The sequence below is a fragment of the Natrinema sp. H-ect4 genome, from assembly GCF_041894845.1.
Classification (GTDB): Archaea; Halobacteriota; Halobacteria; order Halobacteriales; family Natrialbaceae; genus Natrinema.
Genome location: NZ_JBHDYC010000037.1, coordinates 1 through 13,404 on the forward strand (window position 1 = coordinate 1; position 13,404 = coordinate 13,404).

Here is a 13,404-nt window from a genome sequence, read left to right on the forward strand (position 1 = left end):
AGCCCTCAGTTTTAAAAGCGTATCCACAGCGATGCAGAAGTTCACGCGACGCATAGGGGAAGTGGTGTTTTCTCGGTCCACTCGATCACTTTGGATGGTCACTGGGACGTCCCGGTCAACGATAATGGCGAATTGGAGACGACAAGGGCGTTTCGAGACGAAGGCGTCGCCTGGATCAGTATTGTTGGCAACGGCGACTGGTCGATTACGATCGAGTGAGAAAAGCGTCATCCGACTACGTCGCGACGAGAAACGCTGGAGCAGGAACGACTCTATACAGACAGCGACAGGGTTGTGTTTCGACGTGTCCACCTACACACGGAGGACATCGTCAACGTTCTTGAAGAGCGTGAGATCGAGTAGCGACTACCGCCACTCGTGATGTACCCAGTCGAGTTCGTCGCAGTGCACTTCTAGCCAGTCCTCGAGATCGACATCGTTCTCGACCCGTCCGCCGTAGACCTGAGTGCCATCAGTCTTGATCTTGTAGGTATCGAGCGTTGCCCCCATCGCGAAGAACTCGTTTGATCGGTAGACCACTGCCTCGCGGCCACGCTCGCGTAATGCAACGAGATTTCCCTCGAACGGCGTGGCGAGCGCCTCAACCATCGGCCCCACGTCACCGTCACGGAGCTCCAGGAGTCGCTTCCCGAGCTCGTATCTAATGACGCGTCGATTCTGTTCCTCCTCGTGCATACCCAGAGAACGGTCACGACACCTCTTAGAGCTGGCCGAGCCGGTTCCGATTCTTCCGATTCCACTCTATAACCACGACGACCAGTTCCAGAAACTCAAGAGGACCCACGACAAACTACTCGGAGATGACTGACTCAGACGGCCACTCCAGCGTTCGGATCTACGAGTGTCCATCGCCCGACGACTGCGACTTTACGGCCGGCGGTACAGCCGAACTCCTCGAGCACGTCAACACCGAACACGCCGAAGAGTATCAGCGGGAGGACTGGCCGGCTACCGATGTCGCCCAGGAAGAACGGGATCTGGACGAGGATGACAACGACGAATCGGCCGACGAGTAACGAGGATTCTCTTCCGTTCATCCGCTGGTAACATCGTTGTTACCAACTTATCTGGCCAATAGAGTTATTCAAAAACGGACTCAACATGATGGTGACGAGGGGGAATGGGTTCAGTCGTTGCCCGACAGAATCCGCCCGACCCGAGACATACGGTCCCTCGTCTTCCGAGATCGGATCACGTTCCGACGTGAAGCCAATAGCCAAATTGTCAAACCTGATCTCGGACCCACCCAAGTCGATACCCATTGACGTTGGATGGGGGCTCAACGCTGACATCCCCTGTCGGCGTTTCTGTGACGCGAGAATTTATATACGGAGCCGCGGCCAACGCCGGCGATGTCTCTCACCAATCGTCGCGAAGGTCTCTTGATCGCCGTCGAACTGACCGAGTTTAGCGTTCACAACGAGGATGCCGATTCCGAACTCGCCGAGCACGCCTAGCAGCTGGCTGCCGATCGCCTCGTCGATCACGATATTGGACCTGCCGAGGCCGTCGACGCGCTCGAGATCGGGTAACTATCGCTAAGCGTATAATCGCCTCGAGAAACCTCAAAAGGCCGCCCGGATGGGCGCAGGGGGATAGCCGCCGGACGGAATAGGGACAAGGTCCAGTAGGGTTGGATGCTGATTGGATCGTGTCGCGCGGTGGGAACGCGACAGTGAATATGTCAGGCCAGTTCTATATCAATTCCGCTCCGATTCCAAGTGTGTTGGAACCGTCCTACTGACCCATTCAGATCCCGCCGAGCTCGGGTAGCTACTCTTCTTCGAGTTCGACACGCCAGCGATCTTGGTAGCTGGCGAACGACAGCCGCCAGTTATAGATGAGATACGTCCCCGATTCGAAGCCGGCTGCTTCCGGCGCGTCGACACCGTCTGGGCGCCCCCCACTCGAGTCCACGTGGAGAGCTGCGTCGACGACGATATGCTCCACTGTCCCGTCCACCTATTCCCCTGCAATCACTGCCAAGAGGCGGACTCGGACGCCGATGATGACGCGGAACTCCACTGCCAAGGCCACCTCGAGACGTGTGGTGTCGCTGACGAACGACTGTGTTCTGATCACGCCACGGTAGATCCAGTGTCCGGGAAATCGGTCTGTGATGATCACCGCGAGGAGTGTCGGATCTGCCGGCAGCGCGTCGCGACGGACGCAATTCAGGACGGAGAATGTGAGACCTGCCGCAGTCTCGAGAGGACCAGTATGCCCACCGGTATTCGGTCGAAACTCCCCGGTTTCAGAAGAGTTCACAGCGCCAAGAATAATCGCTTCATCATCATCCGCGGCAAGCGCCTGCTCAGGTCTGATGAGATAATCGTCGTCGATCGAGACGATCAATCCATCGTAGACCGCCGTAGCACTGGACTCGTCGCTCGGCTCACGGAGGTGTGGCGATGAGCCGACAGCGCTATACGCCGCCCTGGTACGTCGAGGGAGACATCGGCACCTCGATCCGAAATGCACAGGAAGTAGGAGAGGACCGAGACCAAATCGTCAGTACGCTCTCAAAGACCGAACTCGAAGACCTACCGAAACATCGCATCGAAGCAATCGTCGATGCAACACCAGACCGAAATACAGAAGCTGGGAACCTACCGTTATCGCAAGCGCCCTCAACCGATGCAACGCCACGGGATCCCCCCGCACGTGTCCTTGACACTGACGATCTCGAGTACCTGTCGCGCCGCGAACTTGCGCGTATCGTCGGGCTCACACTTGAGCAATTCGAGGGTAATACCGTCCGCCCAGCAGGAAACCAGGAAATAGCGCTCGACCTCTACTGGCATCGCCAGCAGATGACCGTTGGCCTCCGGACGGTCCCGATGACGGGCGAACACGTTGGGACCGAACACGTCGATGCGGTTATCGACGGACCAATTCGGATCAAGGATACGCGTGCCCCATCAGAACTCGTCGTCGTCACGAACGGTTCGTTCAGCGATCGTGCATCAGAACTCGCCTCGGAGAATGGCGTTCGACTCTTTAACGGTAGTCAAGTCGACACCTGGCTCCGCCGGACTGCACTTTCGCCTCGAGTCGTCGGAACGCTCCTCGAGGACGGTGAAGATCACGACGGGCCACTCGACGACCTCGTCGATTCCCCTTCGATACCCGAACCGCGTCAGACGGAAGATCCGTTCGAAGTCGACCGGGGAATCACCCTTACCTTTCACGAATCCAATATGGACGGTCCACTCGATGGAGGGGAGGGATCCGAAGTGACGAAGAGAGAACCGAAAACGACGGAAAATGACCTCCTTGGCGGTGAGCAGTCGCCGGCTGGCGAGACTGGGACGCTATATGCAGATCCAGATGAAGACGGCGACTACGAGGCGTTCGACAAATATCTAGAGGATCTGTAACTCATGACTCCAGCACTCGAAGAAGTCGAGACGACGGTACCGCTCGCCGACGGCAGATCCGTTACCATCGAACCCGGTCAACCGTGGCCGTCTGCCTATCGGGGTTCGAAATACAGTCTCGTGTCCGACGAAGACTTCGACGATCCCGTGCTGAAATGGGAACAGCGAGATCTCAGTATCTACACTGAGGTTCCCGATGGTCTCTGGCGGAAACTTGCTCTCATAGGCAAAGAAGGTGGGTACGGTAGTATCCGCGTTACAGCCGGCAACGAAGTCATCACGAAAGTCCCGGCTGACGACTACAAACACGTCGATCAGGCGCCCGCCGATAGTGGCTGGATTCCAGCGTACGTTGGAAAACTCGATGGAACGATTGATTTCGACATCGTCGAATCAGACCCAATGGCACCGAGTAAGGACAAAGTCCGCGTCTGGCTCGGCTTTCCGTTCAACCACGGAGAGCGTTGGAGTGTCTCTCACGACGGTTCGCTTATCTGGACGTGGCGAGATTATCGATTCGAGTCGGCCTTTGATCATCAGGAACTCGTCGAGGCGTACGAACGGTATCGTGGTACAGCCGGCCGCCTCTATATTACCGAAAATGGACACATATGGATCAACGTCCCCAATGATGATATCGCACCAAATAAAGAGAGTCAGGTACGAAATGCGGTAGCGTCGTGGAAACAACGTGCCGAAGAAAACGATGATACTGCGACGCTTCGACTTGTCAATCGTCGCCTCGTCGCGACCAGTCGTGAAGACGATCCCTCGACTGGTCACTTTCCGATTCACCTCGGTCATCTCCGCAATTTCGATGGCGGGACGATTCCCCGTACCGTCGTCGACGATCAGAGTTACTTCCAGGCAGTCTGCGAATACGAGAACGTTTGGGAATAGTCTCTGATCGCCAGGACAACTCCTCAACCCGACTGATTTTGCATCATTTGATCGACGACCCGTGTGGCCGCCGAGCGAACGCTCTTCTCTGAATCGGATTCCGCAATCGACGTCAGTCGCTTGTCGAGGTTCGTAATCAGGAGAACGATGCCGATCTCGCACTGATGCTGATCCACGATCGCGAGCGTCGCGGAGTACACTACCTCTTACTGGGAGGCCATCCGGTCGAGGAGTTTCTCCACAAGCGGCTCGCTGACCCTGGGGAAGCCGTCGCCCCGGACGGTGGCCGAACCGACGATGTCCGTGACCGACTGGTCGTCGACTATGAACCACAACCACAGGACGGCATTGAGCCACGCACCCAGCGCCGTCAACGAAGCGATAGACGTCTCACTACTCTCGAAAGGTGGTCGATACGAGGTGCAGTCCGCATCCGGAAGCCGATACGAAGTCGATGTCATCGGCGAGTCGTGTCCCGACTGGCAGCAGCGAACACCCGAAGGTGGCTGCAAGCATATGCGCCGGGTGGATCACGAAACCAAACGAAGACGTGTTCCCCGCCCAGATGGTCGCCTTCCCTCTGAGTAAGGAAGCGACCTGGCTACTCCACCGGACTGGCTGTATCGTCTTCTTGGCGTATCCGGTCGAATTCCACAAGATACGCGACCCTGTTCGGACCTCATCGATGTCCAGTCCAAGCTCAGCGGCCAGTTCGTCGACGTTCATCGGTTTGTCAAGTGCCTGGAGGACTTCGAGCCCACGGTAGTATCGGTTCGTCAACTCTTGGACGCGGTCCTCGATGGGTGTGGTCACCCCGTACCGCTCCTCGAGTTCGACCAAGAAGAACACGTCCAGACGGTGTTCATCTTGCGGGTTCACACACGAGGACAACCGCCCGGCACAGGACACGTTCTGCTGCCAGTCCTGCGAGTACGAGAACCACGTAGACTACAACGCCGCAAAGAATGTCGGTTATCGACTCCTTCACAACCAAACCGGGGCGAGAGAGGTGTACCCGTAGGTGTGCGCTTAAACACCGGGATGTTGAACGCGAACGGGGTCAAGCCCCTACCGGATTCGGCCAGAGCGGGAGTCCACGGTGAACACAACGGCCTCTAGGCCGTAGTGAGCTTACTGTGGTAGTGGCACCTCGTACTCAGCCGCCAGCTTCCTGGAACTCGTCCCACTCCGGAAACCGGTCGTCGTCGACCTCGCCGTGCGTCTCGAGATAGCGGAGCAAGGCGTCGATTTCGTCTTCGAGGCCATACTTCGCCGCTCGCTCTCGTAGGTCGTCCCTGTCGACGTCGACGTGGCTGAGCAGTAGAAGACAGTACGAGCGGTGGCGGGAGTCGTCGTCGATCAGCAGCATGTGACAGTAGAGTTCCGCCGGCGAGATGTCCTCTACATCCTCGGAGTAGAGGTAGTAGCGGTGGCGGGTCAGCAGAAACTGGAGGTCGAACGCCGCGAACCGAGCGAGGCCGGTTTCGTGGAAATACTCTGCATTGACCTCCGTCTCAGTCTGGGCGAGGAATTCATCGTGATCCTCCCAGAGAATCGTTCCGTTCGGTGCGACCGCTTCGAGGCGTTGTCGGTGGAGATGGTGGGCTAGCTCGCGTGCGAACTCGTGGAGTCGGTCAAAGTGGCCGTTGAAGCTGTAGCAACCGTCGTCCGTGCCGACGAGACCACGTTCGCGAAGCCGCTTGAGAACGCGGTTGACCGTGTTACGGTAGTTGCCGCTTTGCGCGGCGATCTCGGCGACAGTTCGCGGCTGGTCAAAGTAGTACAGCACCTCGAGTGCCTTGCCGGTCAGCAGCTCGGGGAAGTCGATATGGGAGTGCTGGCGGACGAGGTCCTGATAGAGTTCGACGGCGCAAGCATCTGACGGGACGACCCGCTTTCGGCGGCCGTCGCGTTCCGTGTAGACGAGCCCCTTCTCGAGGAGGTCCCCGACGGCACGAGAGAGGTAGCTTTCGCTGTGGTCGAGTTTCGCCGCGAGCTCGTCTAAATTGTTGAAGAGGAGATCCAGGTCATCATCACGGTCTCTGATGACGGCCGGAAGAAAGACCGGCTCCATCTCGCCCGTTGTGTCAGCGTCGATGATGTCCTCGAGTGCAAGTACAGTGTCTACTGGGCACACCCTCGTGATTTTACGGAGACGGAGTTCATATTCGATTGACTCGAGACGGCATTCGAATTAGATCCTCGTTCGCTCTCTCCCGCTTCAGCAAAGGTGACCTCGAGGACGTCGACGAGACCGATTTCCTCTGGCAGGATCCGATCCCCGATTGCGATCACGTCTGGAAAGAGTTCGACAAGTTCGAGTACTGCGCTCGTTGTCGGATAAACCGCACGTACAGTCACGAACGAATGCGGTATCTATACGACAACATGGGCTTCTTGGGCCCTCTCGAGCGCCCGGGCGTTCCGAAGGTTCCTGGTCCCGAACACCCTGAATGGACAAACACGCAATCGTCGACCACCGTGGAGACGGCTGGCACGCAACACGGCTATGGAGGGTGGGATCCTTACGGGATCCCTGACCATCTTGGCATCCAAATACAGGCACATATGAAATTCAATTGAAACGGAAAGAATTTAGACACTATAGTGGTTCAGTAGAAACCGAAATATGCCCTCCATCCAGACGAATGGATTGACGAAACAATTCGGCGATAACGTGGTCGCTGTTGATGATCTTAACCTTTCTGTTGAGAAAGGAGAAATATTCGGTTTTCTCGGTCCGAATGGGGCGGGAAAATCAACAACGATCAACATGCTACTCGATTTTATCCGGCCAACGAAAGGATCTGCACAGGTCCTCGGAATGGATACCCAAAAAGAAACTGCCGCGATCCGCGAACGGATCGGTGTTCTTCCGGAAGGATACGCATTTGACAATTACTTGACTGGCCGTGAATACATCGAGTGGACGATCGAGACGAAAGCAGCTGATGATGATCCTGACGAGATACTCGATACTGTCGGTATCCGTGACGACGCTGCCCGGAAAGCTTCCAGTTATTCCACAGGAATGCAACAGCGTCTTGCCTTCGGAATGGCCCTGGTCGACGATCCCGATCTCCTCATCCTCGATGAACCCTCCGCGGGACTGGATCCCAATGGGATCCAACGCATGCGCTCGTTGATTCGTGAGCGCGCTGATAACGGAACAACCGTGTTCTTTTCGAGTCACCTTCTCTCGGAGGTCGAAGCGGTCTGCGATCGAGTTGGCGTCATGAGTGAGGGGCAACTTGTAGCGATGGACACGATAGGGGAACTCCGAAAGAAGGCAGGCGGCCGTGAGAGCATCGAACTGGAATGTGCAACGCAGCCGACGACAGATACAGTCGCCGATCTCAACGACGTCAGTGAGGTACTCATTGAGGGAACAACGCTGACCGCGTACTGTGCGGATCCAGCAGTCAAGGCCGATGTAGTCAGACAGGTTGACGACCAGGCTGATGTCGTGGATATCTCTGTCGATGAGACATCGCTTGAAGAGCTGTTCAACCAGTATACCAGCGGTGGTCGTGACGGAATGGGTCAGGAAGAGGCGGACACCGAGTCCACTGAGGTACCAGTATGAGCTGGCTCACTGTCGCAAAAAAGGATTTTAAGGGAGCTCGGCGATCCAAGTCACTCTGGGCTGCTGCTGTCCTACTTGGCCTAATTGCCGTGTTACTGGCCTACGTCAACCGATCCTATAGACAAACCGAGGTAGAGGCCGTTCAAGGCATGTTCCGTACGTTGACGCAGATACTGGCGGTCTTGCTACCCATTATTGCTTTGACTGCGACGTACATGGCCATCGCGGGAGAGCGTGAGGGTGGCGGGATCAAGTTCTTACTTTCCCTGCCGAATACCCGACGGGACGTCTTCACTGGAAAGCTTCTGAGCCGACTAACCATCGTCGCATCAGGTGTTGTCTTCATGTATATCGCTGCCAGTAGTGTTTCACTGACGAAACACGGTGTATTCCCTCTCGGTGTTATCGCCGGGACTCTCCTATTGACAATTATCTACGGATCAGTGTTTGTCAGTATTGCCGTCGCAGTATCAGCAGCCGCAGCCTCTCGAAGCCGCGCTATCGCCAATGCACTTGCTTCATATTTTGTCTTGGTCATTCTCTACGTGTTCCCTGTGATCCAGGTCAAAACCGTGGTTCGGGGAATACACACGTCGATACTAGGAATGGAGAACAATCCAGATTTCTATAACGCCGTCCAATACACGAGTCCATTCCTCGCATATCGGAAAGCAACTAATCTCGTGGTGCCCAATCGGTTAGAACAGCAATTGTTCCGTGACAGCGCTACGAACTTGGACGGAGACACACCTATGCGGGCGACCAACGTCGACCTCGACCTTCCGGTATACCTAACTGATGAGTTCTCACTCGTTATTTTGGCGTTCTGGCTTGTCGTTCCACTTCTCGTTGGGTTCTGGGTGTTCAAACGAGCTGATTTAGAGTGATTCCTATGAAGAACCGCAACAAACTCGGGACGGCGTTCGTTGTCCTTGCAATCGTCCTGTTCACTGTGCCAGCCCTCTTCCCGGTGCAGGCGATGCTCACTCACGACACGACGGATTCAACCTTTGATGGACAAGATCAGCTCGAAGCGCAAGGTGTCGAGATTATTAACTACGATAACCTCTCCGAGCGGGGGCAGGAATTGTATGTCCAAGCGCTCGAAAATGGTGGCGAATATCGCGTCTCGACAGAACAAGGAGCCCCTGAATTTGACTACATGACTAGTGGAGAACGTGCACAACTTCAACGTGAAAATCCGGAACATCGGCCTGGGGTTGTTGCGATTGAACGACCGGATGATGCCACTCTCCCACCAGCAGATGAGCCGTTCAATCGAGGCTCAAACAAGAATGATGAAGAATATGAGCAGCGCCGCGAACAAGCGCAGCGCTATGATTTGATGGAGATTTCAAAGGGACCACCTCCACTCGGCTCGACTCCGCAACTGCTACGCCTTGGGGTTGCCCTCCTTGCAGTTGTCTCGTTTGGTATCGGTGGCTATGTCCTGTCTTCAAAGTCAACTTAGTCCGTCTTGAAATTCTCTACTCAGACTAACTATTCTCCTGAGATTCCTATCTCGAGTTCGTCGACAGCCTTGGAAGGCCTGCTATCGTGATCGGTGAGACGGGTGGCAGCCAACTCCCATGCATATTCAGCAAGTTTGGAATTCAGCTGCTCGTACTATAGTAGCCACTGCAAGTCATTGCACACCTGATCGACCGACAGCTGTCCGATCAGTGTGTGAATCGTTTCAGTGGCTACTATAGAGGTTGAACTCAATCAGTGCGGCAGCGATGGGACAGTCATCTCTGTATTTAGAGTCAGGCATCACCGACAGTGGCCGCCTGATTGCACATAAATCGTAACACGAAGGCAGAATAATCGTAGCACGAAGGCAGAATACCGGCGAGAAATTACCGAGCGAGATTGGTGTCGCACTATTTCTCACAAGGAAACATCCCAATACTATAAGTGACTAGCTGTCTCCAATCAAAATGGAAGCCGCGCTCCACGCCGCCGCGGGGGTATGCGTTGAAATGCCCCGGGTGCTAGAGACACCCGAAGCGTGGCTTCCAGCCGAGAGGCTCGAAAGCCATGTTTCGCTTACTTCTGGCGGGATATAAACGTCCCGCACGACAGTCGTATCGCACTCGAGTAGCCGCCGACCCCCACAATCACCGCTCGAGGTGGCCATGAGCGAGAAGAGACAGTCAAAAGAGGAAGGAGACTGGTCGCTACCGTCGTGTCCGCATTGTGGGAAAGCGGTGATGCTGGTCTACACACGCGGTCCGATGGATCATATCGCGTCGCCGTGTGGCTGTCGAGTAGCGTCGCCAGACCTCTGAGAAAGACTCGGCCATCGACGCGATTGAGACCGCCGTGCCGCATATTTTGGATCGGCGGGACGAAGGCAAGCAGCAGTGAAGACTATCTCTGATCGGACTCAACAATCAATTGGCTAGTTGCATCGTTCTTGCAAAGGAAACGTCAAACAGAAGGGGGTTCGGACACCCCTCTATCGATGTGTTCCTGAGAGACGGTCTCTTACACATCGAAGAACCGCTTCGAGAAGACCGGATCAAACGGTGAAATATATCTCAGAGGTCAATTCTCGAGAGTAGGCGGGATTAGCTGCCAGGACACACACCGTTATCGAAGTGTGTCTCGGATAGTTGCTTTGGACGGTGTTTTCTCCGAAGGGGAGAAACAATCTGACTGAGAGATTCTGACTGAGAAATACTCAGGGATAGGGTGACACAGACACCCCTCTATCGATGTGTTCTCACTGTGGGTGTAGAAGTGATAAAACGACGAGTGGCTGGAAGAATCGAGGCTTCTAACCAAGAGTTGAGACCGGTAACCGAGGAGAATCGTACAGAGAAGGCCTGAAAGGGGGCATTTACTGTTCACTGTTTTTGAAGAGAATTGAGGCATCTCATGATCGAGGCGTAGAATACATCGAACACTTCGATAGAGGTGTGTGTGAGTGTTGTTCTAGAAAGCTAGAAGAAGAGAAAGAAAAACACTGGAATGAATTACACCGATTTGCTAACCAATCAGCTCTCTTCCGCGAGATCTAGCGATACCATCGCTCTCGCTCATTCGGCCCCGTCAATCGACCCCCTCCCCTTCGAGGCGTCGAACACATCGATAGAGGGGTGTCTGTCTCAACACTCCCCTCTCTCATAACACATCGTCGGCCGTTTTTACTACCTTGAGGGCTCGCCGTCTCAACCGGGGCAAATCGCCGGATATCATCCGTCTAATCGGAGAAATACACATCGACAAAGGTGGGCAACACTTTTGGTCCCACCCTGTATGGGTCACCGTATGGATGACTTCGAGGATCCTCGAGATGAGGCGGGGACATCGAAGGACGAAACGATGGAGGAGGACATTTCCTCATTCGAGTCTTCAGCGCCTGAGATATCTTCATCCTCGAGTAGCTCGCCGTCGGCCAATGGTTCACAATCGATCGAGGATATGTTGCTGGAGTTCGATCAGCAAGAGGGACTCATTCGTGATCGGTCGCTTCTCGATCCGAATCACATCGTCGAAGAGGATCGAATCGTCGGTCGCGACGAACAACTCCAGGAGGTTACGAAGATGCTCCGCGTCGCCCTCGGTGACAACCGTCCGCCGAATCTCTTTCTCTATGGTCCCTCGGGGACCGGTAAATCTCTCATCACTAAAGCCGTCTGCAAGAACATTAGCGCAATCTGCGAATCGCGTGACATCCGCTTCGGGACGATCGAAGTCAACTGCCAGGATCTCGACACCCTTGGCGTTGCAGTCTATGAACTAGCGAGTCGCGCTGCGGATGAAGCTCTGGTCGAGGTCGAGGTTCCGAAACACGGCGTCGCGACGAAGGAAAAGTGGGACGAACTCTATCGGATCGTCAACGAGAACTTCGATTCAGCAGTGTTCGTCCTCGATGAACTCGATATGCTCGTCGGTCGACGGGACAAACAGGAGCCGGCGTTCTCCCGCCTCCTCTATCAACTGTCTCGAGCCGGCGCAAATAATGAACTCACTGCGCACGTCTCAGTCGTCGCGATCTCTAACGATACGAAGATGATGGAGTCCGTGGGGAGTCGGGCTCTGAGCTCTTTTACCCCCGAAGACGTCCACTTTGACGATTACGATGCGAATCAGTTGCAGTCGATTCTTCGTCGTCGACAGGACGCCTTCTACGACGACGTTCTCGACGAGGACGTCATTCCGCTGGCGGCTGCCTTCGCAGCGCAGACCCACGGCGATGCTCGCAAAGCGATCGATCTAATGCGCGTCGCCGGTGAACTCGCTGAACGCGAAGGCGACGAGGGTGTTCGTGAAGCGCACGTTCGTGAAGCGCAGGACAAAGTCGAGAAAAATCGCGTCCTCGAGGTCGTTCGAGGTATCAGCACACAGAAGAAGCTCTGTCTCTATGCGACGGCAGCTGTCGCTGCCGAAACGGACGATGAATCCGCACGTAGCACGACCGGCTACCGGGTGTATCAGTTCCTCACTGACGCGATCGAGGCCGACCAATATCACCAGGAGACCTACGTTAACAAGATGAAGGAGATGACGACATACTCCCTCGTCGACTTCGAACGACGAAGCCATGGACCGAGTTCGGGTATGTTCCTCGAGTTCCAGTTCGGCGAGCGTCCCGAGACGATCCTCGAAACGCTTCGCGAGGATTCGCGTATCGACATGGTCTCCGGGGACGAAGTATCGACCGTCGTCAAAGCACAGGTTCGAAACGAGAACTGAGCTTCAGGCCCCCTCGAGAGTCATCGTTTGGATGACACACCACACACCTCTATCGATATGTAATTGCTCGAGAGAGGGTATGTAGAACGGAATTTCTGGAGCTGTATCTACACCGACGTTTGGAGTACTTCTCCAGTTATCATCCCGTATATAACCTATTGAATCTCTCAGGAACTGCAATCCTGTACGGTAATCACCACACCTCTATCGAAGTGTCCACACACCTCTATCGAAGTGTTCTCTGTCGTCTCTGTGGTGGATTCCACAACCTTCGAGGATGGAATTGATGTATGCCTTCTATTCATCTGCTGCTCGTAACGGCCACCGATCGGGTCTTGGTTCGTGTCGCGCTCGGCGTGGACTCCGCCGGTTACGACGACGTCGGCATATCCCGTCGCAGACTTCCGTACTGGACTAGATCGAGCATCGCGACGTACGTCGTTCCCTCGTAGGCGACGATCCAATGGCCCTTGCTATCGGTACTTGCGACCGGTTCGTGCTCGAAGAGCGTTTGGGCCATGCCTTCGAACGCCCCGTCGTCGGTCGAGGACGCATGACATCCTCCCCGGCGTGAACGCCGGGGTTTCCTCACGCTGGGAGTCTCGGCTATGTCGAGTTGCTTCGAGAGAGCAAGCTCTCTCGTCATCACGAGACGACTTCGTCGTCTCGAACGACCACGGAGGCAACTTGCGGGTTTGTGTGCTCCTCGTTGGGACGGGGAGAGCGTGGTGACTCCAGCCATTCGTGACTGTCCCACTTGAGGCACACAGGCCGTGCCATCGGCCGTGCTACGTCTGTTTCGTGCCGCCTCAG

11 protein-coding genes and 6 pseudogenes are annotated in these 13,404 nt (G+C 55.4%); 10 read left to right on the plus strand and 7 right to left on the minus strand.

The annotated features are described in order from the left end of the window. Nucleotides 1–366 precede the first annotated feature (366 nt). The gene (locus ACEWFR_RS23385; RefSeq protein WP_374063292.1) at nucleotides 367–696 is read right to left on the minus strand and encodes a hypothetical protein; all 330 of its coding nucleotides are present in this window, start codon (nucleotides 694–696) and stop codon (nucleotides 367–369) included. Nucleotides 697–821: 125 nt separating this feature from the next. Between ACEWFR_RS23385 and ACEWFR_RS23390 the strand changes: the two genes are divergently transcribed. Together ACEWFR_RS23390 and ACEWFR_RS23395 are read left to right on the plus strand one after the other, a co-directional pair. Continuing rightward, nucleotides 822–1,037 carry a hypothetical protein gene (locus tag ACEWFR_RS23390; RefSeq protein ID WP_374063293.1) on the plus strand — a complete coding sequence of 72 codons (216 nt, stop codon included), beginning with the start codon at nucleotides 822–824 and terminating at the stop codon, nucleotides 1,035–1,037. 336 nt (nucleotides 1,038–1,373) lie between these two features. Beyond that, nucleotides 1,374–1,553, plus strand: a pseudogene (locus tag ACEWFR_RS23395) (hypothetical protein). Between the two features lie 241 nt (nucleotides 1,554–1,794). Here ACEWFR_RS23395 and ACEWFR_RS23400 read toward each other — a convergent pair. Next, complete coding sequence (locus tag ACEWFR_RS23400) at nucleotides 1,795–1,983, minus strand: hypothetical protein (protein WP_374063294.1); 189 nt, start codon at nucleotides 1,981–1,983, stop codon at nucleotides 1,795–1,797. Further along, nucleotides 1,984–2,376: a hypothetical protein gene (locus ACEWFR_RS23405; RefSeq protein ID WP_374063295.1), complete on the minus strand. Its 393-nt coding sequence runs from the start codon at nucleotides 2,374–2,376 to the stop codon at nucleotides 1,984–1,986. Between the two features lie 56 nt (nucleotides 2,377–2,432). Here ACEWFR_RS23405 and ACEWFR_RS23410 point away from each other — a divergent pair, with 56 nt between their 5' ends. The 3 genes and pseudogenes from ACEWFR_RS23410 to ACEWFR_RS23420 form a co-directional block, all read left to right on the plus strand. Next, a complete protein-coding gene (locus ACEWFR_RS23410; RefSeq protein WP_374063296.1) occupies nucleotides 2,433–3,401 on the plus strand; it encodes a hypothetical protein in 969 nt (322 codons plus the stop codon). A 120-nt stretch (nucleotides 3,402–3,521) separates the two neighbouring features. Further along, nucleotides 3,522–4,301 carry a hypothetical protein gene (locus ACEWFR_RS23415; RefSeq protein WP_374063297.1) on the plus strand — a complete coding sequence of 260 codons (780 nt, stop codon included), beginning with the start codon at nucleotides 3,522–3,524 and terminating at the stop codon, nucleotides 4,299–4,301. A 179-nt stretch (nucleotides 4,302–4,480) separates the two neighbouring features. Then, nucleotides 4,481–4,889 (plus strand): annotated as a pseudogene (locus ACEWFR_RS23420) (hypothetical protein); the annotation flags it as partial. Between the two features lie 13 nt (nucleotides 4,890–4,902). Here the strand turns inward: ACEWFR_RS23420 and ACEWFR_RS23425 are convergent. Further along, nucleotides 4,903–5,141 (minus strand): annotated as a pseudogene (locus ACEWFR_RS23425) (hypothetical protein); the annotation flags it as partial. Nucleotide 5,142: 1 nt separating this feature from the next. Here ACEWFR_RS23425 and ACEWFR_RS23430 point away from each other — a divergent pair. After that, nucleotides 5,143–5,420 (plus strand): annotated as a pseudogene (locus ACEWFR_RS23430) (zinc ribbon domain-containing protein); the annotation flags it as partial. A gap of 12 nt (nucleotides 5,421–5,432) precedes the next feature. On the opposite strand, the pseudogene ACEWFR_RS23435 reads toward ACEWFR_RS23430, so the two are convergent. Continuing rightward, nucleotides 5,433–6,348: pseudogene (locus ACEWFR_RS23435) on the minus strand (transcriptional regulator TrmB). A 582-nt stretch (nucleotides 6,349–6,930) separates the two neighbouring features. Between ACEWFR_RS23435 and ACEWFR_RS23440 the strand changes: the two are divergent. The 4 genes from ACEWFR_RS23440 to ACEWFR_RS23455 all read left to right on the plus strand — a co-directional run bounded on the left by ACEWFR_RS23440 (nucleotide 6,931) and on the right by ACEWFR_RS23455 (nucleotide 12,591). Further along, the gene (locus ACEWFR_RS23440) at nucleotides 6,931–7,887 is read left to right on the plus strand and encodes an ATP-binding cassette domain-containing protein (protein ID WP_374063298.1); all 957 of its coding nucleotides are present in this window, start codon (nucleotides 6,931–6,933) and stop codon (nucleotides 7,885–7,887) included. Further along, nucleotides 7,884–8,774: an ABC transporter permease subunit gene (locus ACEWFR_RS23445; protein ID WP_374063299.1), complete on the plus strand. Its 891-nt coding sequence runs from the start codon at nucleotides 7,884–7,886 to the stop codon at nucleotides 8,772–8,774. Before ACEWFR_RS23440 ends, ACEWFR_RS23445 begins: the two co-directional genes overlap by 4 nt. 5 nt (nucleotides 8,775–8,779) lie before the next feature. Continuing rightward, complete coding sequence (locus tag ACEWFR_RS23450; protein ID WP_374063300.1) at nucleotides 8,780–9,358, plus strand: hypothetical protein; 579 nt, start codon at nucleotides 8,780–8,782, stop codon at nucleotides 9,356–9,358. A 1,805-nt stretch (nucleotides 9,359–11,163) separates the two neighbouring features. Then, nucleotides 11,164–12,591 (plus strand): orc1/cdc6 family replication initiation protein, encoded by a 1,428-nt coding sequence (locus ACEWFR_RS23455; protein ID WP_374063301.1) that lies wholly within the window; start codon nucleotides 11,164–11,166, stop codon nucleotides 12,589–12,591. A gap of 370 nt (nucleotides 12,592–12,961) precedes the next feature. On the opposite strand, the gene ACEWFR_RS23460 is transcribed toward ACEWFR_RS23455, so the two are convergent. Together ACEWFR_RS23460 and ACEWFR_RS23465 are read right to left on the minus strand one after the other, a co-directional pair. Further along, a complete protein-coding gene (locus tag ACEWFR_RS23460) occupies nucleotides 12,962–13,111 on the minus strand; it encodes a hypothetical protein (RefSeq protein WP_374063302.1) in 150 nt (49 codons plus the stop codon). 125 nt (nucleotides 13,112–13,236) lie between these two features. After that, a pseudogene (locus ACEWFR_RS23465) lies at nucleotides 13,237–13,404 on the minus strand (IS200/IS605 family transposon protein TnpB); the annotation flags it as partial.

What these genes read in the sequence shown, in the direction of transcription:
- ACEWFR_RS23385 (WP_374063292.1), bottom strand. Translation starts at nt 696, where the DNA reads ATGCACGAGGAGGAACAGAATCGACGCGTCATTAGATACGAGCTCGGG.
- ACEWFR_RS23390 (WP_374063293.1), top strand. Translation starts at nt 822, where the DNA reads ATGACTGACTCAGACGGCCACTCCAGCGTTCGGATCTACGAGTGTCCA.
- ACEWFR_RS23410 (WP_374063296.1), top strand. Translation starts at nt 2,433, where the DNA reads ATGAGCCGACAGCGCTATACGCCGCCCTGGTACGTCGAGGGAGACATC.
- ACEWFR_RS23440 (WP_374063298.1), top strand. Translation starts at nt 6,931, where the DNA reads ATGCCCTCCATCCAGACGAATGGATTGACGAAACAATTCGGCGATAAC.
- ACEWFR_RS23445 (WP_374063299.1), top strand. Translation starts at nt 7,884, where the DNA reads ATGAGCTGGCTCACTGTCGCAAAAAAGGATTTTAAGGGAGCTCGGCGA.
- ACEWFR_RS23450 (WP_374063300.1), top strand. Translation starts at nt 8,780, where the DNA reads ATGAAGAACCGCAACAAACTCGGGACGGCGTTCGTTGTCCTTGCAATC.
- ACEWFR_RS23455 (WP_374063301.1), top strand. Translation starts at nt 11,164, where the DNA reads ATGGATGACTTCGAGGATCCTCGAGATGAGGCGGGGACATCGAAGGAC.
- ACEWFR_RS23460 (WP_374063302.1), bottom strand. Translation starts at nt 13,111, where the DNA reads ATGGCCCAAACGCTCTTCGAGCACGAACCGGTCGCAAGTACCGATAGC.